This is a genomic window from Photobacterium lutimaris, from assembly GCF_003025555.1.
Taxonomy (GTDB): Bacteria; Pseudomonadota; Gammaproteobacteria; order Enterobacterales; family Vibrionaceae; genus Photobacterium; species Photobacterium lutimaris.
On record NZ_PYMH01000001.1, the window covers coordinates 106349 to 127053 of the forward strand.

At 44.4% G+C, this 20705-nt stretch carries 20 protein-coding genes and 1 pseudogene; 5 read left to right on the plus strand and 16 right to left on the minus strand.

Annotated elements, in window-relative coordinates; genetic code table 11:
* Positions 1 to 57: 57 nt before the first annotated feature.
* The 7 genes and pseudogenes from C9I99_RS00255 to C9I99_RS00285 form a co-directional block, all read right to left on the minus strand.
* Positions 58 to 1208 (minus strand): IS3 family transposase gene (locus C9I99_RS00255; RefSeq protein WP_107346846.1). Its coding sequence is split into 2 segments (ribosomal slippage): positions 58 to 956 and positions 956 to 1208, totalling 1152 coding nucleotides; the frame shifts between segments, so codons are not numbered across the junction.
* Positions 1209 to 1236: 28 nt separating this feature from the next.
* Positions 1237 to 2772: an IS66 family transposase gene (tnpC, locus tag C9I99_RS00260; protein ID WP_107346847.1), complete on the minus strand. Its 1536-nt coding sequence runs from the start codon at positions 2770 to 2772 to the stop codon at positions 1237 to 1239.
* Between the two features lie 67 nt (positions 2773 to 2839).
* Positions 2840 to 3193 carry an IS66 family insertion sequence element accessory protein TnpB gene (gene tnpB / locus C9I99_RS00265; RefSeq protein WP_107346848.1) on the minus strand — a complete coding sequence of 118 codons (354 nt, stop codon included), beginning with the start codon at positions 3191 to 3193 and terminating at the stop codon, positions 2840 to 2842.
* Positions 3190 to 3513 (minus strand): IS66 family insertion sequence element accessory protein TnpA, encoded by a 324-nt coding sequence (gene tnpA, locus C9I99_RS00270; RefSeq protein WP_107346849.1) that lies wholly within the window; start codon positions 3511 to 3513, stop codon positions 3190 to 3192. The genes tnpB and tnpA overlap by 4 nt, the downstream gene beginning before the upstream one ends.
* A gap of 331 nt (positions 3514 to 3844) precedes the next feature.
* Positions 3845 to 4876: an IS110 family RNA-guided transposase gene (locus tag C9I99_RS00275; RefSeq protein ID WP_107346850.1), complete on the minus strand. Its 1032-nt coding sequence runs from the start codon at positions 4874 to 4876 to the stop codon at positions 3845 to 3847.
* 145 nt (positions 4877 to 5021) lie between these two features.
* A pseudogene (locus C9I99_RS00280) lies at positions 5022 to 5102 on the minus strand (helix-turn-helix domain-containing protein); the annotation flags it as partial.
* A 171-nt stretch (positions 5103 to 5273) separates the two neighbouring features.
* The gene (locus C9I99_RS00285; protein WP_107346851.1) at positions 5274 to 5486 is read right to left on the minus strand and encodes a helix-turn-helix domain-containing protein; all 213 of its coding nucleotides are present in this window, start codon (positions 5484 to 5486) and stop codon (positions 5274 to 5276) included.
* Positions 5487 to 5619: 133 nt separating this feature from the next.
* Here C9I99_RS00285 and C9I99_RS00290 point away from each other — a divergent pair, with 133 nt between their 5' ends.
* The 3 genes from C9I99_RS00290 to C9I99_RS00300 are packed head-to-tail and all read left to right on the plus strand — an operon-like array spanning position 5620 to position 7278.
* Positions 5620 to 5829 (plus strand): hypothetical protein, encoded by a 210-nt coding sequence (locus tag C9I99_RS00290; RefSeq protein WP_107346852.1) that lies wholly within the window; start codon positions 5620 to 5622, stop codon positions 5827 to 5829.
* 10 nt (positions 5830 to 5839) lie between these two features.
* Positions 5840 to 7012 (plus strand): site-specific integrase, encoded by a 1173-nt coding sequence (locus C9I99_RS00295; protein WP_107346853.1) that lies wholly within the window; start codon positions 5840 to 5842, stop codon positions 7010 to 7012.
* On the plus strand, positions 7009 to 7278 hold the full coding sequence (locus tag C9I99_RS00300) for a hypothetical protein (RefSeq protein WP_107346854.1): 270 nt from the start codon (positions 7009 to 7011) through the stop codon (positions 7276 to 7278). The genes C9I99_RS00295 and C9I99_RS00300 overlap by 4 nt, the downstream gene beginning before the upstream one ends.
* An 86-nt stretch (positions 7279 to 7364) precedes the next feature.
* On the opposite strand, the gene C9I99_RS00305 is transcribed toward C9I99_RS00300, so the two are convergent.
* From C9I99_RS00305 to C9I99_RS00330, 6 genes are all read right to left on the minus strand, one after another.
* Positions 7365 to 10382 (minus strand): tyrosine-type recombinase/integrase, encoded by a 3018-nt coding sequence (locus C9I99_RS00305; protein WP_107346855.1) that lies wholly within the window; start codon positions 10380 to 10382, stop codon positions 7365 to 7367.
* Positions 10375 to 12603: a hypothetical protein gene (locus C9I99_RS00310; protein ID WP_107346856.1), complete on the minus strand. Its 2229-nt coding sequence runs from the start codon at positions 12601 to 12603 to the stop codon at positions 10375 to 10377. Before C9I99_RS00310 ends, C9I99_RS00305 begins: the two co-directional genes overlap by 8 nt.
* Positions 12584 to 13177 carry a hypothetical protein gene (locus C9I99_RS00315; RefSeq protein WP_107346857.1) on the minus strand — a complete coding sequence of 198 codons (594 nt, stop codon included), beginning with the start codon at positions 13175 to 13177 and terminating at the stop codon, positions 12584 to 12586. The genes C9I99_RS00310 and C9I99_RS00315 overlap by 20 nt, the downstream gene beginning before the upstream one ends.
* Positions 13178 to 13519: 342 nt before the next feature.
* A complete protein-coding gene (locus C9I99_RS00320) occupies positions 13520 to 14653 on the minus strand; it encodes an S-(hydroxymethyl)glutathione dehydrogenase/class III alcohol dehydrogenase (protein ID WP_107346858.1) in 1134 nt (377 codons plus the stop codon).
* A gap of 95 nt (positions 14654 to 14748) precedes the next feature.
* The gene (locus tag C9I99_RS00325) at positions 14749 to 15009 is read right to left on the minus strand and encodes a hypothetical protein (protein WP_107346859.1); all 261 of its coding nucleotides are present in this window, start codon (positions 15007 to 15009) and stop codon (positions 14749 to 14751) included.
* A gap of 175 nt (positions 15010 to 15184) precedes the next feature.
* On the minus strand, positions 15185 to 16093 hold the full coding sequence (locus tag C9I99_RS00330) for a LysR family transcriptional regulator (RefSeq protein WP_107346860.1): 909 nt from the start codon (positions 16091 to 16093) through the stop codon (positions 15185 to 15187).
* A 162-nt stretch (positions 16094 to 16255) separates the two neighbouring features.
* Between C9I99_RS00330 and C9I99_RS00335 the strand changes: the two genes are divergently transcribed.
* Positions 16256 to 17512 carry an adenylosuccinate synthetase gene (locus C9I99_RS00335; protein ID WP_107346861.1) on the plus strand — a complete coding sequence of 419 codons (1257 nt, stop codon included), beginning with the start codon at positions 16256 to 16258 and terminating at the stop codon, positions 17510 to 17512.
* A gap of 86 nt (positions 17513 to 17598) precedes the next feature.
* Here the strand turns inward: C9I99_RS00335 and C9I99_RS00340 are convergent, their stop codons facing one another.
* Both C9I99_RS00340 and C9I99_RS00345 read right to left on the minus strand, forming a co-directional pair.
* The gene (locus C9I99_RS00340; RefSeq protein WP_107346862.1) at positions 17599 to 18528 is read right to left on the minus strand and encodes a universal stress protein; all 930 of its coding nucleotides are present in this window, start codon (positions 18526 to 18528) and stop codon (positions 17599 to 17601) included.
* 233 nt (positions 18529 to 18761) lie between these two features.
* A complete protein-coding gene (locus C9I99_RS00345; protein ID WP_243734261.1) occupies positions 18762 to 19241 on the minus strand; it encodes an Lrp/AsnC family transcriptional regulator in 480 nt (159 codons plus the stop codon).
* 161 nt (positions 19242 to 19402) lie between these two features.
* Here C9I99_RS00345 and C9I99_RS00350 point away from each other — a divergent pair, with 161 nt between their 5' ends.
* Positions 19403 to 19999 (plus strand): LysE family translocator, encoded by a 597-nt coding sequence (locus C9I99_RS00350; RefSeq protein WP_107346864.1) that lies wholly within the window; start codon positions 19403 to 19405, stop codon positions 19997 to 19999.
* A gap of 26 nt (positions 20000 to 20025) precedes the next feature.
* Here C9I99_RS00350 and C9I99_RS00355 read toward each other — a convergent pair whose 3' ends face one another.
* Positions 20026 to 20676, minus strand: a complete 651-nt coding sequence (locus C9I99_RS00355; protein WP_107346865.1) for a Qnr family pentapeptide repeat protein — start codon at positions 20674 to 20676, stop codon at positions 20026 to 20028.
* Positions 20677 to 20705 lie beyond the last annotated feature (29 nt).

Here is a 20705-nt window from a genome sequence, read left to right on the forward strand (position 1 = left end):
CCCATGATCCCACGGGCGCAATATTAATGATCTGCACCAGTAAAATTGGACACTCTGCTAAGCGATATGTTTAAGTTCAAAGTTAGCTGGGCTTAAATACCCAAGAGCACTGTGCCTTCTTGTTCGATTATAATCAACCTCAATATATTCAAAAACAGTTCGTCGCATTACGTCACGCGTCATGATCGGTTCGTATTGGATCGCCTCTACTTTCAGTGAATGGAAAAAGCTTTCAACGCAGGCATTGTCCCAACAGTTCCCTTTACGACTCATGCTTTGTCTTAACTGACATGAAGTTATGATGTCGCGATAATCTTGCGAGCAGTATTGACTACCACGATCACTGTGGACGATTACATTCTCAGGGAAGCCCCTGCGGAAGAGAGCCATCGATAACGCATCACAAACTAAGCTTGCTGTCATTCGAGTATCCATTGACCAGCCAATCACTTGCCTTGAGTACAGGTCAATGATCACAGCAAGGTACAACCAACCCTCGCTGGTTGCCAGATAGGTGATATCTCCAGCCCACTTCTGATTCGGCGCATCAGCACTGAAATCTTGCGCAAGTAAGTTAGGCGCGACTGGCATCGTATGTTTGCTATCTGTCGTGCTCTTAAATTTACGCGCAGCCTTTGGTACCAAATTTTGACGCTTCATGCTTGCAGCAATCGTCTTAATATTGTGCGTATCGCCATTCTCTGCCAGCTCTTTTTGAATGCGCCTTGAACCATCACGCTCCTTACTCTCGTTGAAAGCGTCGTGAACCTTCGAGTCGAGTTCTTGTTGGACAACCATACGTGGTGGCGTGTTGTGCCGATGCTTAAGCCAATAATAAAACCCACTTCGCGAGACCTGGAGCACCGCTGTCAAACGCGTAACACTGAAGTACAGCAAGTGCTCAAGGATGAATTCGTAACGCTCTACTTTAGATTCTTGGCGAAGTAGGTGGCGGCTTTTTTTACGATATCTAGCTCCTCCGCCTGTTCGGCTAGAAGCCGCTTTAATTTTGCATTTTCAGCTGCCAGTTCTTTTTCACGATCACTGACGCTGCTTGTCTGTCGAACCGCCTTACGCCAATTGTAGAGCTGAGATTCGTGAAGAGATAACTGCTTGGCTGCTGTGGTCACCCCAACTGTTTCAGCTAGCTTGAGGGCTTCAGCTTTGAATTCAGGGGTATGCATTGTTCGTTTTTTCTTGTTTGTCATAATTCACCTCGTTAGTGATTGTACTCACTTAACGCGGTGTCCAAAACTGTTGGGGCGGATCATAATGTGAGAAGTTCCAGGGAAGAAGTGATTCGATATCTGGATCAGGCTTGGCCATCTCTTTCATACACTGGACGAGGTAATCGTAAAGGATAAGATCATTGGCTTTGGCCGTTTCGATGATGCTGTAGAGCATTGCATTGGCATCCGCACCCTTAGGCGTATCGGCGAAGAGCCAGTTCTTTCGCCCGATAACCATGGATTTGATTGCACGTTCCGCTCGATTATTGTCGATAGATAAGTGACCATCTTCCACATACCGAACCAGCTTAGGCCACTGACCAGTCGTATATTTAATTGCCTTACCCAACTGGCTTGAGCCCACCACTTTCTGCGATGTCAGCCACTTATGCAGGTCATCAAGCATTGGCTTCGCCAGTTTCTGCCGCTCTGTCAATCGCTCCTGGGCAGCATTACCTTTCAGACGCGTTTCTAACGCATACAGTTTTTGGATTTTCGCCAGGGCGACATCTGCTTTTCCTGTCTTGCCTTTACCTTGCAGCTTCTTGGCATCCATGAACTTACGGCGGGCATGAGCCAGGCAGCCCAGGTGCTTGACCTTTGGCAGTCCATCATAGGCTTTATAACCATCCGTTTGTAAGTAGCCCTTGTATTCACCAAGGAAGGCAACAGGGCACGCCCTCGAACGACCGTTTTGATAGTCGAACAAGACGATATTTTTGACATTTTTTAATGCAGCTTCAGGTGAGTCTGCGCCCGAGCAGTAGACCCACATATAACACTGTTTATCTTCTTTCAGTACATTGAGTGGCGTTTCATCCGCCTGAACCACCACTTGTTCCAGCAGGTGCTTTTGTAGCGCCTGATAAAGCGGAGTAAAGTGCTCGCTGACCTGCATCACCCAACGTGCCATCGTGGTTCTGGATAACTCAATACCAGATTGTTTAAACAGGCTTTCCTGGCGGTACAGTGGCAACGCGTACTGGTATTTACCGAGGATGATGTTGGCCAGCAGACTTTCAGTGGCGAAGCTCTTGGGGATTAGGCTGGCGGGGGCAGGTTTTTGGCTAATGCTGACTTTATCCGCTTCCCTCTCGCACTGGCGACAACCGTACTTAGGGCACACATATTCTAGTACTTTTAATACAGCGGGCGTGAACTCGAGCTTTTCACTGCTATCTTCACCGATTTTATGCAGCGGATGCTGGCAACATGAGCAGACTTTTTCTTCATCAGCCAAGTCCAGAACGATACGTTCACGTGGCAGGTCTTTAGGAAGAGGCTTGCGTTTACCACGCGCTTTTTTGGTCGTTGTGGTAGTGACCACCTCCTCCTGCTCTGGGGCAACCGCTTCGCATTCCACCTCATTGAACAGGTCACCCTGCGCTTCGTCATACGGCTTGAGTGCTTCTGCACGTTTGGCGAACTGGCGGTCGATAGCCAGTTTAAACTGCTCAAGAAGAGATGCCTTTTCAGCCATCAGGGCTTTTACCATCGCTTGAAGCTCGGCAACATCTTGACTGTCAGGGTTAATATCGGGCATCTTTTCATGGCATCCATTATACTAAAAATGGTTCGTAACTGCCCGGCATATCTGACTTTTATGATGGCTAACTCATTGTAAAACTGTGTATTTTCATGGGTTTATGGCCGATAATCGTAAAGCCAGACAGCAGGCGTTCGAACTCCTCACCGCTTAGGGTAAAGACCTGATGTTTCTCCCTGGATGGCCACTTAAACTTGTCTTTTTTCAGGCGCTTGTACCAAAGGGCGAAGCCTGTGTTATCCCAGTAGAGTACCTTCATTTTGTCGCGCTGTTTGTTGGTAAACAAGAACAGCGCCCCTGAGTCTAAAGACAAATCGGTTTCGGACTCGACCAGCGCTGCCAGGCCGTTGATGGATTTGCGGAAGTCAACGAACTCACGGTACAGGTAAATGGCAGGAGGACTGATTAACCCTTTCATGACTGGAGAGCGCCAATAAGCTCTGCCAGATACCCCACAGGTGTACCTTGCGGAATGCTTAGCTCGATTTCATTGATGCTGAGCGTCATATTTGCCAGGGCGGGTTTGGTGAACTGGTAGTGCGTTGTCTGCTCAACCACTTCTGCACGAACAAACGCGCTTTGATGGCTTTCATTGGATAGTTGCAGCGAACGCCGTTTAGCAAAGAAGGTTGAAGGGCTGAGATTGTTCTGTCGGCAGAACTCTCTTTGGGTCAGGGAGCTGTTTTCGTATTGCCGAAATATTGCCAGCCATTCCTGGTCGCTACGTCGATTGGCCATGATCTTGTCTCCTCATGTGTCGGAATTAAGATCATAAAAGGCTCATCATCCTATTTGAATGCGCGGTTTATGGGGCGTGTAGGACACAGCCCTTATTGCAAGTAAAAATTTAACGAAAATGAAGGTTTGATTGCCTACGTGTATTCGGTCTTCATAAGTGATGTCGTTATTTACATCAGACCTTAATGGCTTCATTTGCTACATTAACTCCCAAGCGCTTACACGAGCTTTAAACTCTACTCATCGCCCCAAGTCGGGTTTGTTAGTGTCGGTTCAACCTGTTATCCATCAAGCTTTACTCTGCAATTCATTTAATTAATCAATGATCTATTTACGCCGAAGCTAGTTTTTCGTCATAAGTTTCATTTTTTGCCACTAATGCCCACGCGATCCTTGCCAGCTTATTTGCTAAGGCCACGATGACCACATTCGCATGTTTTTTCTCACTAAGCCTCTGTATCCAAAGACTTAAAGAGTCAGACTTTTTCTTTGAGTGCCGATAAGCAGATCTGGCACCATGCACGAGTATCTTTCTTATATAACCATCACCTCTTTTACTGATACCCAGCAATGTATCTTTGCCTCCTGTGCTATGCTGTCGTGGTGTTAAACCCAGTGACGCCGCAAAATCACGTCCGTTCTTAAATTGTTTTCCATCAATTTCTAAAAGTAATGCACTACATACCAATGGCCCTATCCCTGTAACTGCAAGGAGTCGTTTGCTTTCAGGTTTGGATGAGATCCGTTGTTTTATCATATTTGTTAAGGTTTCAATGCGTTCGTCTAAACAACTTAGATCCTCATATAAAAGCGCAAGCAAGTGGCGAAACTCACATGTTAAGGCATTTTCACCATCTTCTAACCAAAAAGGAATTGCTTGACGTAGATTACCGATCCCCCATGAAGCAACGATGCCATACTCACCAACAAGACCTCGTATCTGGTTCACTTTTGCCGTTCTTTGGCGAACTAGATCTTCACGAACACGATGAAGCGCTTGATCATCTTGCTGCTCTACCGTTTTTACCCTGACAAACCGCATTTGTGGACGCCCAGAGGCTTCGCAAATAGCCTCAGCATCCACCTTATCGTTCTTGTTCGTTTTTACATATGGTTTCACATACTGAGGAGCAATCAACTTAACTTGGTATCCTAATGCAGTTAACTCTCTAGCCCAAAAATGTGCTGAGGCGCAAGCTTCAAAAGCAATGACAGCACTAGGTGGGACACGTTTAGCAATGGCCTTAATCCAGGTATCACGCTTGTATTTTCCCTGCCAGACTATTTTATCCCGCTCATCAACTGCGTGAATATGGAAAATATTCTTTGCCAGATCAACACCAACTCTATTGATACTACTCATAAAACCCACCTTGTTTTCATTTTTACCTTATCTTCAACCAATTTTAGTTGAGCATCGGGCTATTGAGGTGGGCGGTGTCCATACCATTGCTTACGTTCTTATCAAGAAGGGCTTCAACCCCACCATAATCGATAGCAGATTTTTAGCGATAGAAAGTATCTCTGGATAATCCCATAACTTTGCAAGCTTGAGATACATTTCCTAGTTGCTCGGCCAGATTGAGCAGATGTGGTTACAGGAGATGTGCTTCAGTTAAATAGATAAGGATTATCCAAAAAAGTCACAGAGCCTTGAGCTCTGTGGCTTTTTGTTTTTTACTGCTTAAAATTTGAGTTGTTAAGCGGGGGGATTTAATAGATTGTAAGTCGCTCTGATTGATAGCTACTGAGCATAGCAACTACTCAGATTGATTCTTGCCCTTTTCATAAAGCTCTCCAACTTCAATATCTAAATATTCACACAGCTTATCGATTGCTTCAATTTCTATGCGTGTCGCTGTTTCATTATAGATACGTGTGATTGTGCCTCGATTGATACCGGTATCTCTAGCCACATCGGCAATTTTTAGTCTTCGCTCTCCCATAATACGAGAGAGATTGCACTTAATCATGTTCTTCTCCGATAAAAAATGACCTCCTGAAGATTAAAATGGCTTGCAAAGAGTGATTTTTGTGATACATTTCAATCTACAGAAGAACATTTTGTCTTTTTGTGAGTTATTAAGTTGTATAGGAGATTGTAATATGGCTAATACCTATCTGACAACAGAAGAACTTGCTTCACGTATCAAATACGATCCTCGTACTATTCGTGAGCAATTGAAAGATGCGGTTTTAATTGAAGGCGTTCACTACATACGCCCATTCGGCGGTCGGAAGATCTTATTCATCTGGGAGCGTGTTGAAGATCAGATGCTGAATGGCTATGTCGATATTATTCCTATGGCTATGTAAGGAGGATTTCATGGGAACAGTTAACGGTCGAGGGAAAAAGCTTTATTTAGATTTTCGCTATCGTGGTATTCGTTGTCGGGAACAGACAAATTTAGATGACACTAAAGCAAACCGAAAGCGCGCGGAATCATTCTTAAAGCGCATTGAAGCTGAAATGCACTTAAAAACATTCCGCTACGAAAATCACTTTCCGAAGAGCAAAAAAGCCGAGAAGTTTCGGGCAATGGAGCTGATGGAGCTAGCTTTATCAAGTGGTGAGGTGCTTCACTTCGCGGAGTTTTCAGAAATTTGGTTAAAAGAAAAGAATGCTGAATGGCGTCTTTCACAGCAAAAAACTGTTGAAGATATCTTCCGTATTTACCTCATTCCTGCCTTTGGAAAACGCCCAATCAACACCATTAAAAAGACTGACTTGATGGCCTTTCGTGGGGAATTAGTTGCGAAAAATGTGAAAGGGAAATCGCTGTCAGCTTCAAGAATTAATCACATTATGTCGCCATTAAGGATGCTTATTAATGAAGCGGCGGATAGACATGGCTATGAAACGCCTTGGCGAAATATTAAACCGCTGCCGATCCCAAAGTCAGATGTAAACCCATTCACTTTAGACGAAGCAATGAATATTATTAATAATGTTAGGGAAGATTTCAAAGCTTATTATACCGTACGTTTTTTTGCAGGACTGCGGACGGGGGAGATTGATGGCTTAACCTGGCGAAATATTGATTTCAAGCGTCGTCAGATTCTAATCACTCAATCATTAGTTAACGGTGAACTGGGTCCAGCTAAAACTCAAACATCCCATCGCTCTGTAGATATGTGTCAGATGGTGTATGACGCCTTAGTGAGTCACAAGCAATTGATGAGCGGTAAAAGTAAATTTGTATTCACTAATGCCAACGGTAATCCGTTATTACACCGCAATGTGACTCGGCGCATTTGGTATCCTTTACTTGATTTTCTTGAAATTGAACGGCGTAATCCGTACCAAACTCGCCATACTGCTGCGACTTTGTGGTTGGCTGCAGGTGAAGCTCCTGAATGGATAGCCAAACAGTTGGGTCACTCTAATACTAATATGCTTTTTACTGTTTACTCTCGCTTTGTACCGAACTTAACTCGCAGAGATGGTAGTGCTTTTGAAGCATTTCTAAATCGTCAGTTAGAAGGAGACAGCAAATGAAAAATCCTGTATCGCGTTCAGTTGTACTGACACCACAACAGGCTATGCGGGTGGCACACTGCCTTTGTAACTACTATTCGATCCCAGCTTTAGGCGATCAGTTCGTTGCTTTGATTGGTGAGGGTTATGAATATCAGAATGTCGCTGCAATGATAAACTGGGTTCAAAAGCAGGCAAATAAGGTCAGAAATAAGAGTGATATTTCTGAGTGGGCTGCTTTGCTTAGGAGTGATCTCGAGAGCTTTGGGATTGAGTTGATGGATTGAGCCAGAAATAAATAATGAGCCAGATAGCCAAAGAGCACCTCGATGTATTTAGGTGTTTTTTGGCTATCTGCTTTTCTCGAATATTTTCAGGCGGGAGGTTCTGATTTAAACATCATGATCCCCATCATGTGGAATAGATATATTAATGCGTGAGAAGAAAACTTCTTGAGCTTTCCTTGATTGCGAATTTTCTTTTCATGTGGATGGCGTAGCTCAAGTCGAACGGTGCCTTGGCCGATACGACCAAAAGATGAACCCTTTTTACCCCGACGTGAGCTAATACCTGAATAGGCATCTTTCCACTGACGACGTATTGGACTTTGTTCTATGTTATGAACAACAACCCGCCAGTAACACTTTGAAATAACAAACTCAACAGCTGAGATAAAACGGGTGAGTTCACCTGGTTGGTTAAAGTTAATCCCTGACTGATTAATGTTTGTATGGTTCAGTGCATACAAAATTGCCCAATTGATCTCATCTCGTTGTTCCTTGTAGTGTTGCCGGAAGCTTATGACCCATTTGCTCACCATTCTTCGCTCTTCACTGCTTTGCAACATGCCTGGAAGCAGCTTGTTTTGACGGGCAAGGGAAAACCGACGCGGTTGGCTGTGAGTGTTTTGGGTGTGTAGTTGTCGAATATAAGTCGCGTTTGCGACCCATCGGTCGATTAAGTTGCTATCAAGACGGAATTTGAATGCAATCTCTTGGATATCCAGACCATTGTGGATATGGTCAAGTACGGTATAGCAGAGTTCGAGCGAATACTTTTTATCCTGTACAGAAGTGATGTCAGCTGTATCTACTTCATCATGTGGCTGGTTTGAATTTATCAGTGCTATGGGCTTGAGTTTAGTCGTGAGATATGGTCTGAAATTGTCGGGAAACAGTACTGTTTTTTGTGCTTTAAGGTTCAGGAAATGCCGTCTGCTGCACAGGCTCATACTCATCGCTAATTGCTTTGATACTGGTAATGTGATCATGCTTAGTTTCCATCCTATGAGCCAATCAGAAAAATGGAAGTAGTTATTGAAGCAGGTTTCTGGTGATGAGTGTCCGGCAAAAGCCGCTAGGGCGTAGTAACGGTTCCGGGGTGAATAACCAAAAATTAGGTGGCTGATCTTGCTTTCATGTACCAAGGAATAAGGAACAACATTGGGTATGATTTTTTGTGCATGATCAATTTCCGCCATAACTTGAAGACGGCTTAAACAACTGTGACGTAGGTGGTGGAATACCAGGTGCGATAATCCTGATAGTTCTCTCAACACATGTTTAGTGAAGTTGGAAATCAGAAACTTATCTATGGGGAGGTAGCTATCCTGACCCAGTGTAAAAACAAGATTGGTTTTTCTACTGGCTTTGGCACGTTTCAGCATAAGGTGCTGATTAACAATTTCCGACTCATGATCAAGAAGCATTGGAAATAGAGGTACTTTTCTTAGTGCTGATGCGGTTTTATTGTCTCCAAACGTGTTATTGCGAATCTCAATCCAACCGATACCCGAATTTTCAATATCGCAAAGCCGGAGTTTGATCAGCTCACCCAACCGTAATCCGCAGCGGTAGCCGATGATCAGTAAAGTCAGCAGGGTGTTTTTTTCTTCATGATTCAAATCACAGAGTTGGTTAATCTGTCGTAATAGGGCTGAAAATAACGTCTCATCGATAAAGCCGGATCGTGTATGTTTTCGTTTATCAGAATCTGGTTCTATAGGGTTGAGCAGGGGCGGTAAGTCATAACGGTTGACACCAAAGCCGTGTAGTTGAGTTAACCGAGCTGAAAGATAGGTTTTAGCCTTGAGGGTTGCAACATCATCGATTAAGGATTGGTAGAGGCTTTCAAAGTCATCAGCATCCATGTCTGTGAGGCTTTTTCCTTCTGTTGCAAATAGCCAGCGACGGGTCAAGGAAGAATGATAGGTGGCGATGGTGGATGCCTTGCAGGTATGACTCTTGACTAATAACCATTCTATTAACAACTGCTGATTGAAAGGGCGCGTTGTGGTGTCGATTTTGTTTAAGCGCTCTCGAACCTTGTCAGGTGATAGCTTTAATTTAGGGCTCTCTCTTTTTACGACATCGGCCAGTACCGAGAATAAGTCTGAAGGTGCCGAGGTAGGGATTGTCTTGTATGTTGATGATGTGGGTACGATCACGCTTCTGAAATCATAAAAGTGAGTAATAGCACAGTTACTTACTTGGGTGAATTCGACTCTAGCCAGATTGCTCGGCGGCAGCGAATATGATTTTGTATTACCAATTGAGTATTCGATAAGTGCCTGGCTTAGATTTGCGTTGGGAAGTTGCTCTGTCACGGAAATTGCACAAGATGCTAATTTTTTCAGCGTATTGGGAAATTTGTCACTGATCCCGCTGAGGTTAGTAATGATAGCCAGGTAGATTTGTTGACGATCTGCAGGATGCTTCCATTTTTTATGGTCAAGTTTAACCCATAGACGAATGAGTCCAAGGGTAAAGGGGGACAGGTAGCAAATGTATTGGGTGATTGCGGCATCATGGTCATGAACATTGGTATTAACTCCTTTGGCATCAACTGTCAGAGTGACGAAAGGTAGCCCTGTGCATTGATAGAGGTCTATTGGCTCTGCCAGTAGCATTGAAAATGCTTCAAGCAAATGGATGTTACAGTGACCAGATTGGCACATAAAGGAAAACATTAGCGCTTGGTAGCACTTCTCTGGTGTATCGAGATGCGATTCATTTAAAGTATTGAACCAAGATTGATAAACGTATTGGAATGCCCATGCCTGCTGCAACCACTCTCTAGTTCGTAATTGCTTTTCCGCCTTTTGCGTAAAAAGATAGGTAGGTGAACTGACCTTCCACCCATTAACCTTTCTATGCTTTTCGATGAGGTGAACAAGGTGGTTGAAAGCAAGTCTGTAATCACGAATAGAACCAAATGATTTTTCGAGTGTTGTAGTTATGCTTGCCCACTTCTTCAGGAAAAGCGTGTTACTTGGGACTATATCTGGGTTGGGAAATTCCTTGGTGAATATTCGCCGAGCCAGTGTTTTGATCTTTTCAATTTGACGAATACGTTCTTTATGTCGATGATCGGCCCCGATGTTATTAGCCATATTGCACCACCTTAATACCGTTTTGGTTGAGATGATGGTTGATGATTTCGGCTATCTTATATAACTCGTTAAAGTTCAAGCTGCTGTATTGTGCAAAGGATGCTTCCCCGATATCTGCATGTCCCATCCATGCCGCGATCAGTTCTGAATGGATATTTGATTGATGTAGCAAGGTTCGAATATGGTGGCGGTGCCAGTTAGGAGGAAGCGGGAAAATGGAGTCAAATATTGGAGCCATAGTTTTGGGCGAGACTTCATCCCAGTGGCTTTCTGAACGATAGAAAAATAGGTGCTCTTGGCCTGATGCCGCTTCTCGGTATCGCTTACATAGCGGTGTATCAGTATTGCGTAAATGGAACGCTGCGGCGTTAAGAAACGCAGTATATTGCTTGATATACTCAAGTGCAATTGGTGGCAAAACGATGACACGACTGGCGTCACCGAGACGGTTTTCTTTATCTGAAATCCAGAATTGTCCGGTATCTAGGCTAATATCTGTGATTTTTCCCAACCAGCCGGTAACGGGTCGATAGCCAGAGGATAGTGCAAGTATCATTTGTACGTGGACAGTGACTAAATTGTGATAGCTTGCTGGGAAGCCTTGCTCACCAGGTGAATCAAGCATTTCTAGTCGCTCAGTAAGTGCAGAAAAGAGTTGATGTAACAACTTGTCATCTATGGCTAATGGTGTACCGATTATTTTATTTCCTAATGTGTTAGTTGTAAGGCTTAGTTCCTGGCAAGCACTGATTTTCGATAAGAAATTGAGGTAACGTTGATAGGTGGCGAGTAAGCTATTTGATTCCAACTGTGTGTAAGACAGTGCAGCAAGTTCGCTGGGGGCAGATCCTTTAATCAATTCAATGAGAACCGGATCAATGCCTTCTTGTTTCAGTTTATGGCTTATGAAAGTGGATATTTTTGTTTGGGTAATGTGGGTTTCATGTTTCTTGTTGATGTGTTGTAGATAATTTTTGATATCCGCATCAGTGACATTTTTGAATTTCAATGAGCGCAGTGATTCTGTAATAAGCGAGGGAACTGGAAATATAATTGAGGTATCAACTTTTCTGAGTAAGGGAGTGAGTTCATCTCTTTGTTTTTGAGAAGGTAGCGTATGATCACGTTTGACTCCAGCAATTTTACGCTTATGCTTTTTGTTTCTCATTGCTCTGATTTGATCACATTGGTTACCAAAGATCAGCATGAATATAAGCAGTTGGGCTGTGTCACACTCTTCTGTGTGCAGTGAGGCAATACATTCTTTGAGCAGAATTTTAATTTCGAATAGGCTTGCTTGGTAAATGTCGCATGAGAGAGATAATTTCTTTTTTAGCAAGCGGTTACTGATGGCCTTAGCTTGCATTGCTCGGGATGCATAGCTGGCAGACGTGAGGGCTGAGAAGGTGACTGCACGGAGCTTTCTTGTTTGTCCTGAATCACCTTCTTCTTTTTCCCAACTATCACTCTCCGTGGAAGAGATGGATATCTCACGTAGCTCAATGACAGTTTCATCACCATCATCCAACTGTTGTTTGGAGCTTGAGTTAACGATTCCATTTTTTCTGAATTCTTTCGGAGAAACATTGCGAGTGATACCTTCTTTGAACTCGTAGCTATCGCGGTAGGAGACATGAAATTTTCTTAACTGATTATTTACTTGCTTAGTTTTATCATTATTGGCGGTATCAGTGCGAAGTCGTTCTAATTCTTGGATTAAACTCGGAAAGTTATGGCGTAATACATCGGGTAGCCAGGCTGCAAGGTTTTCTCTTCGACCATCTGAAAATAGCCGAATTTCATCACATACTCTTTGTACTGCGGGCTCATGCCGTCCCATCATAAGGAGGCGCACGGATACAATAAGTGTCAAGGCCTTGTATTGTTCAAAACGGGCTTTGTCATAGGATGTTCGTTGAAGTTCACAACTGAGAAATGCTGGTAGGTAGTGTATGCCTAATGTTTCCTCTTTCTTAATGCTGGAAAAAACGTCTTTGAGAGCTGAAGGAGGGGAAATCATTCGTCGGTGAGCTTCAGCGACAACGAACTTGAGTTCGTCAAATTCGCATTTATACTCCTGTCGGAGTATCGCCGCTAATCGTATGATTTCTGCCCCTAGTGATGCCAATGCTTCTGGGGCAAAACTAATAGGAAAGAGCAGTGATAGGCAACGCTTGATATTTCTGCGCTCAAAGCTCTGTTCAATCTGAGCATGATTCATCCTGGCCGCCTTTGATTAATTGTTCAAAGATTGTCACTTTGGGAGTTTTAGTCATTTGCGGTTTCTGAAGACGTTCTCTTTGCTTGGAAATCGTTGATCGAGTGGTAGAACTAATTTCGGCAAGCTTGGGTTCAGAAAGATAGTTTTTACCGAACAAAATAGGCATTAACTTTCGGGGAAGATGCTCGTTAATTTGCTCATATAACTGACCAAGAGAGTCTGAGCGAATAGATGAAAAAACAGTGGATAGGACGCCACGCCATGCTAATTTTTCAATGTCATTAGAGTCAAAATCTGATGGATAAATGAGTATGTTGGAATGCGAAAAAATCGTCTGACTGATGTCAAAAAAACGATGTTCAAATCCAGCAAACAGATAGAATTCAGGTGCGCTGTTTCGGATGGCATGAAGGGTTTGTCCGTTGTGAAAAAATGCTTGGCATCGTTCTGAATCTAATTGGCTAGGATCAAATTGATGACTCAATGACTGATAAAAATCGAAGGCATTTTGAGCGGAAGGATGGATAACAAACGATAAGTTTTTCTTATCTCTTTGGGGTAATAATCGGATCATAAAGCCAACTAGATTGCATGATAATCGTGCAATAATTATACGTGTGCTTGTGACCATATTTGTGATTGAACCCATAAATATGGTGAAAAATGGCTTTAATCGTCATTGAGGTGTTGAACGCTAAACTTGAAATAACTCTTTGATATACCTGATTATAACAGTTAACACCATTTAGCCTACGATGACACCGTTTGGTTGGGTTCGGCCTGTCACGCCGGGGGTCGCGGGTTCGAGTCCCGTCCGCTCCGCCACTACAACGAAGCCTCAGCAGAAATGCTGAGGCTTTTTTGTATGCGTTGATTTTAGGCGTTCGCCCTTCGGTCGAATGAGTCCCGCTGTTCACTAAGACTTGTTGTAGTGGATAACACTACGGATACTCTTGCCTTCATGCATGAGATCAAAGGCATGGTTCACATCTTCCAGTCCCATGGTATGGGTAATGAAGTCGTCCAAGGCAAATTCTCCAGCCATATAGCGTTCGACAATTTCGGGTAACTCAGAGCGGCCTTTTACCCCACCAAAAGCCGAACCACGCCATACTCGACCTGTGACCAATTGGAATGGACGGGTAGATATTTCTTGGCCGGCACCAGCAACCCCAATAATGACCGATTCGCCCCAGCCTTTATGGCAGCACTCAAGGGCCGACCGCATGACGTTGACATTACCGATACACTCGAAGGAATAATCAACCCCACCATCGGTTAGATCTACGATGACATCTTGAATGGGTTTGTCGTACTTCTGCGGGTTAATACAGTCGGTGGCACCAAGCTTGGTGGCCAACTCATATTTACTCTCATTGAAATCAACGCCAATGATGCGGCTGGCGCCAGCCATCTTGGCTCCGATGATAGCAGAGAGGCCGATCCCCCCAAGACCAAACACCGCAACGGTATCGCCGGGTTGGACTTTGGCGGTATTTAACACAGCCCCCATACCGGTTGTGATCCCGCACCCTAGAAGGCAAACCTCTTCTAGTGGGGCTTCTTTATTCACTTTAGCCAGTGAGATTTCAGGCAATACAGTATATTCGGAAAAAGTTGAGCAGCCCATATAGTGATAGATGGGCTTACCGTCTTTATAAAAGCGGGTTGTTCCATCGGGCATCAAGCCCTTGCCTTGTGTCTCACGAATCTTCTGGCACAGGTTGGTTTTGCCTGATAGGCAGAACTTACATTCTCCACACTCAGGGGTATAAAGAGGGATGACATGATCGCCCACTTCAACACTCGTAACACCTTCACCAACCATTTCTACAATACCACCACCTTCATGACCGAGAATGGCAGGGAAGATCCCCTCAGGATCATCGCCTGAGAGGGTAAAGGCGTCAGTGTGGCATACGCCTGTTGCGATGATGCGTACCAGCACCTCTCCTGCACGAGGGAGCATTACATCCACTTCTTCCATCGTGAGAGGTTGTCCAGGGGCCCATGCAACAGCGGCTTTTGATTTGATAAATTTATCGGTCATTGTTTTCCTCGTAGGTGCTGAAGGTAAATACACGGTTAAAGTATAGAGAAGGAAATTAAACTGCTGGGCAGTACGTGTAATGGAGAATTCGCGATTTAAATATCGTATACAGATAAAGAGTGATTATTCTGTTGCTTACGAGCGTCTTTCAGTGACTGCGGTATATAGAGTTGATTAACTTTCATATTCTTAGCGCGGGCTTCAACTCTGCGGCTATGCGGTAAAGGGCTCATTTCATTATTTTTCTGATATGAAACCTCGGTCCAAGAACCCGATTCGCTTCGGCTGATATTCAAGTCGGCAAGGGTTGCTGTTGAAAATGCCAGAAGCACTGTCGATATAATTAAACGATTCATCTTCTACCTTTTTGATATTCATACGCAGCGAAAATTGCTTTGTTTCGATAGGGAGATTATGGATTGTTTTACTTTTAATGATAATAACGTTAAATCTTAAATGACTTTTACAGGTTGGTAATAATAAAGTCGCCGTAATGGCGACATGGGATCACTTGATAGCTGCAGTACAAAGCTATTTCGCAGGATTACCATGGGGTGAGTTAGTGATCTCCTCACACACCCATTGCAATAGCTGTTTGATCGCCCGTGATAACACTTGGTTCTGGCGCACAATGTAGCCCAAGCTGGTGGTTGGGAAATCAGGTAGTGGCGTGATAGTGCTAGTTAAGTTGAGTTTTGGGTGTAGCGAAAATGCCGGGACAATGGCGATGCCAAATCCAGCTTCGGCCCAATCGATCTGCGCGTCGACGCTGCCGACTTCCATGATTCTGTATTTGGGTAACTTCAAGCTCGGGAGTGCCATATCGATCAAGTCGCGGGTTCGGGTATCGTGACCCAGTAAGATCAATGTCGGCTCGGCCCCTTTTTCAGGCTCTTGTCCCTGCTCGGTGAGCTGTTGCCACTTCTCCAGCCCGTCTCCAAGCGCACACCAGCGTACCTGTCTGAGCTCAGTAAAGTGCAGAGGCTGGCTCTCTTTCTGGGCAATAACAAATCCCAAATCCGCTTTTGCGCTTTTGACCAGTTCGGCGGCTTGGGTAGAGGTGGTATTGAACAGTGAAAGATCAATTCCTGGAAATTCATCTTTGAATGACTGGAAAGGCTTTATTAGCAGTAGGCGGGAAATAATGTCACTGGCGGCTATGGATAATGTACCTTGTGACAAGTCATTGATCGCATTGAGATCCGACTGGCACACCTGCAGCTCTTGCAGTGTTGATTGAGCACTTTGCAACAGGCGTTCGCCAGCTTGGGTCAGGCGAAAGGGATTGCGCTCGACCAGTTTTATACGGGTGGCTTGCTCCAGTTGCTTGATGTGCAAGCTGACATTGGGCTGGGTCATGTGAAGTTCTGACGCCGTTTTACCGAAATGCTCTAATTGAGCCAGAGTGACAAAGGTATTAAGCCAGTTGAGATCTAGCATAAAGACTCGCTTGTTGAACCGCTAACACTGAATAACCCGTATTCTACGCCCTTTGTCACAAAATCCCATATGAAATCCTTATCGGAGTTATAACGATTATTAATTTTTCTTATTGGCTGAGTGGCCTTAGCATAATCGCATCATTGTTTGGGAGAGTTAATTATGTCGTCTATCGTTGTTGTTGGTGCTAACTGGGGTGATGAAGGTAAGGGCCGAATCGTTGATTTCCTTGCCGAGCAAGCTTCTGCGAGTATTCGTTTCCAAGGTGGTAACAATGCTGGCCACACCGTGGTTAATGATTTGGGAACGTTCAAGTTGCACCAGCTACCAAGCGGCGTATTTAACCCTGACTGTCTTGCGGTGCTAGGTCCTGGTATGGTTATCAGCCCTGAGCCTCTTACTACCGAGCTGGCAGAAGTCGCAGCTGCAGGGGTTAACGTTAACCTTTGTATCTCAGACCGAGCTACCTTGTGTCTTCCACTCCACGCTCTTGAAGATACGTTAGAAGAAGTGCGCTTGGGTGATGCAGCCTACGGTTCAACCCGTCAGGGCATAGCACCTGCTTACGGCGACCGTGTTATGAAAAAAGGTATTTTGGTTGGTTGGCTAAAGCAACCTGAAGTACTGTGCGAGCGCATCCAGTTCTGGATGGATTGGAAATTGCCACAGCTTAAAGCCCTATACCCAAGCTTCGAGTTTAGTCAGACCGCCCAAGAGATGACTGAGTGGTTGCTAGAAGTGTCGGCGCCATGGCGTGATGCGATTTGCAATGTGAGCTTGCCGCTTAAAGCCCTACAAGCTGAAGATCAGAACCTGCTATTTGAAGCACAGCTAGGTGCTGGCCGTGACTTGACGTATGGCGAATACCCATGGACAACATCTTCTAATGTTGTGTCTATGTATGCGGGTATCGGTAGTGGTCTGCCAGCCCTTCGCCCTGAGCGAGTGATTGCTGTCGCTAAAGCGTTTAGCTCATCAGTCGGTACCGGTACGCTGATCACTGCGATGGAAGAGCAAGATGCTTTCCGTGAAGCTGCGGGTGAGTTCGGTGCGACGACGGGTCGTCCACGTGACATGGGTTACTTTGATGCTGTAGCGACCAAAAACGGTGTAGAACTTCAGGCGGCGACTGAAATTGCCCTGACGAAGGTCGACTGCTTAAGTGGCCTTAGCGATCTGAAAATTTGTGTTGCTTACGATGGCGACCACAGCGAAAATCCAATTTGGCCGCAAACGGCTTCTCTAGCGCCTGTTTATGAGCAAATGGAAGGTTGGAGCGAAGATATCACTGACTGCCGTAAGTTTGAAGAGTTGCCAAAAGCGGCACAAGATTACGTACTGCGCATCGAAGAACTAATGGGGATACCGGTGAAAATGGTGTCTGTTGGCCCGGGTCGCGAACAGATGATCATGCGCTAATATAGATCTGATACTCTATTTATACTGAAAAGCCAGCACCACTAGGTGCTGGCTTTTTGCTATTCGTTTGTTGCGATCTATCAGTATTACACTGGCGATTTGAAGGAGTCAGGCTTGAGCGTCAAGACCGAGCAACTTAGCTGATTGATCATAGACTCTGCGGTGTTGCCCATGAGGAAACCGGCAATACCGGTACGTGAGAGTGAGCCCAGAATGACGACATCGACGCCTTTAGCAGAGGCATATAGAGGTAGTACTTCCCGCGCTTCACCTTCTACGATTTCTATCTTGGTATTAACCGTACTCTTTGAGTGAGGGGTTAATAAAGACTTCAGTCGCTCGATCCTTTCATTTTTCATTTTCCGCGAGAGCTGCTCGATATCGTTATCGTCATAGCCACTCCACTTTCTCAGATAGCCTTCAGAGTCGAGTCGCCATGCATGACATAGCGTTAAATCGGCACCGGTTATTTCGCAATACTCCAACGCCAGCGCAACGAGTTTGGTATTAAAGTCCTGATACTCAATATTGCTAAGGTCTATAGCCGCTACAACGTGATCTATCGGTTTGGAATAAGAGCTGATTGACCAGATAGGAATTTCCGATTTTCGGATGATGTTTAAGGTATTGCGACCTCGTTGGCAGGCCAACTTCTTGTCATCCCTTGTGGAATCAATAACCACCATACTGACTTGTGATGCTTTGGCTTCTTTGACTATTTCTATGTGTGGAATACCAATGCGAACCAGGGTTTTGAAGGTAATGTTGGGGTATTGAATATGCAGTACTTCAACATGATGCTGAAGTTGCTTATGGAAAAACTTCTCCGCTTCATCAATGATATTGACCGCGGTATTTGAATGCACAGCCACTTCCTTTAACTCGCATAACTCTTCAATCACGGTTAATAGGGTGACTTGTGCAGAACATTGATTAGCAAACCAAAATGCCTGATGAAAGGAATCATTAAGAGGTTGCTCAGGAGCAATGGTAACCAATAGTCGATTGAGTTTCATAATGCCTCCTTAAACATGCACAAAAGTTGTGGTAATAAGTTTTAGTGTATATCGGTTGTTTTTTTATTGCCTGCTTGGTTCATGTTTGGTAACAGAAAAACGCATTTATGAGACGGATATGAGCGGTCGATCGACTTTGACCCGTGGAGGGTTAAAAAATATCTCTGTGGCCACCAGATAGTGGCCTAAAGGATCTGTGATGTTGCCTTGACTAAATAGTCATTCTAATGAGTTTACATACTGTCTATTGGTAGTTTATGGGTGTTTTTTATTTCTTTAATTGCAATACTCGAATTTATAGATGTGACATGGGGAATACACCGGAGCATTGAAACTCTCTCGTAGTATTGTTCAAGATCACGAGCAATAACCTGTACGACGTAGTCAGAGTCACCGGCAATGCAAAAACACATTAAGACCCAATCGAGCTGCTCTATTTCCTTTTCGAATTGTTCGGTGTCTTCAACGTGATGACTGGCTAATTGGATTTGGCTGAAACCAATCACAGATAGATTGAAAGCCTTCTTGTTCAGAAGTGCGCCATATCCAGAGATGTAGCCTTCTTTTTCCAACTTTTTCCATCTTCGCCAGCATGGTGTTTCGCTGATATTCACTTTGTCAGACAGCTCGCCGATAGTAATACGGCAGTCTGATTGCAAGGTATTGAGGATCTCAATATCTGTTCGAGAAAGTGCTGAGGAATAATTTTTCACATTTATACCTGTAGTGGAAATAATATTTCTAATTCATAGGAAAACTAAGGCTAAATGGCAATGCTCTTGCTGCGATAGCGTGAAACAATACTCAAAATAATGAATGGTGAGGCGAGGATTTTGGCTTTTATTTCATTTTCACGTTAGGCAGGAGGCTTACAATGATTGAGTTATACACTTTGATTGCGATTACATTGGTGACTGTTATTACTCCTGGCCCCGATTTTCTGATTGTGGCACGAAATACCATGGTAGGTTCAAGGAAAGCGGGAATGAAAACCGCCTTTGGGATCTCAACGGCAATTTGGGTTCATATTGCTTACTCGATTGTTATTGTTAACTTAGCTTCAGCCCATTCCGTGTGGGTAGTGAACATGATGAAATATGCCGGTGCTGGTTATTTATTTTATCTCGGGATTAATGCTTTAAAGAGCCAAGCAGGGTCAGTGGTTGCTCTCGCTGAGACGGTGAGCTCCAGACATTACTGGCGACAAGGATTTATCAATAATGTGTTGAACCCCAAGGCAACGCTGTTTTTCTTGAGTGTCTTTAGCCAATTAATATCGCCTAGCACTGAGATCATGGTTCAACTTGGCTATGGCGTAGTCATTACCTTGATTTGTTTGTGCTGGTTCTCTCTTGTCACTGTGCTGCTATCGGTACCGAGGGTAACGCCGTATCTAAATAAGGTGATGTCGCCCTTTGAAAAAGTAGCAGGGGTGTTGTTTATCAGTTTTGCTGTGGCGATTGTGATTTAATTAGGCCCCCAGAGGGGGCCTAACGATTAACCGGCCGTCACAATCAAGCCCAACGGTTCGAGTAGTTGCTCTTGTTGCCAGTCACAGATCATGACCCCTTTGAGGTTCACTCGTCTTGGGTCTAGTCCGGTTAAATCAACATGGCAGAGATTGCACTCCTCAACATCAAATTGCCCCCAGGTCTCTGGCGAGAATTCTCCTCGGCTAAGATCTGAGCCTTTGAGTGAAGCACCTAATAAGTTGGCACCGGTCCAGCGGTTTTCGAATAACTCACATTGTTCTAATTTTTGGTTTTCGAGATTGGCATAGGCCAAGTTGCTAGCCGAAATATAGGCCGAGCAAAAGTAGTTATTTTGAGTCAGGTAGTTGGCAAAGCTAGCAAGGGAGAAGTTAGCTCCTTTCAAATTACAGGCTCGTATCTCGATGCCAAAACATTGTGCGCCTCGGAAGTTTGCCATGCTGAGGTTACAGTCTTTGAAGCTGGCCTCTCTGAGTTTGGTATATTCAAAGCGGCATCCTTCGACGTCACCCCGCTCGATGAACTGACAAGCGATGAATTCAGCCTCACTGAAGTTGGCTCTGCTGAAGTTGCAGCGGATGAAGGTACAGTTTTCGAACTGGGTATATTCAAAGTCTTGGTGGGAAAAATCGTGGTCGATATAGGTTTGGTCTTTCATTAGAAGTTGCCAGTCTTTGTTGTCTTTAT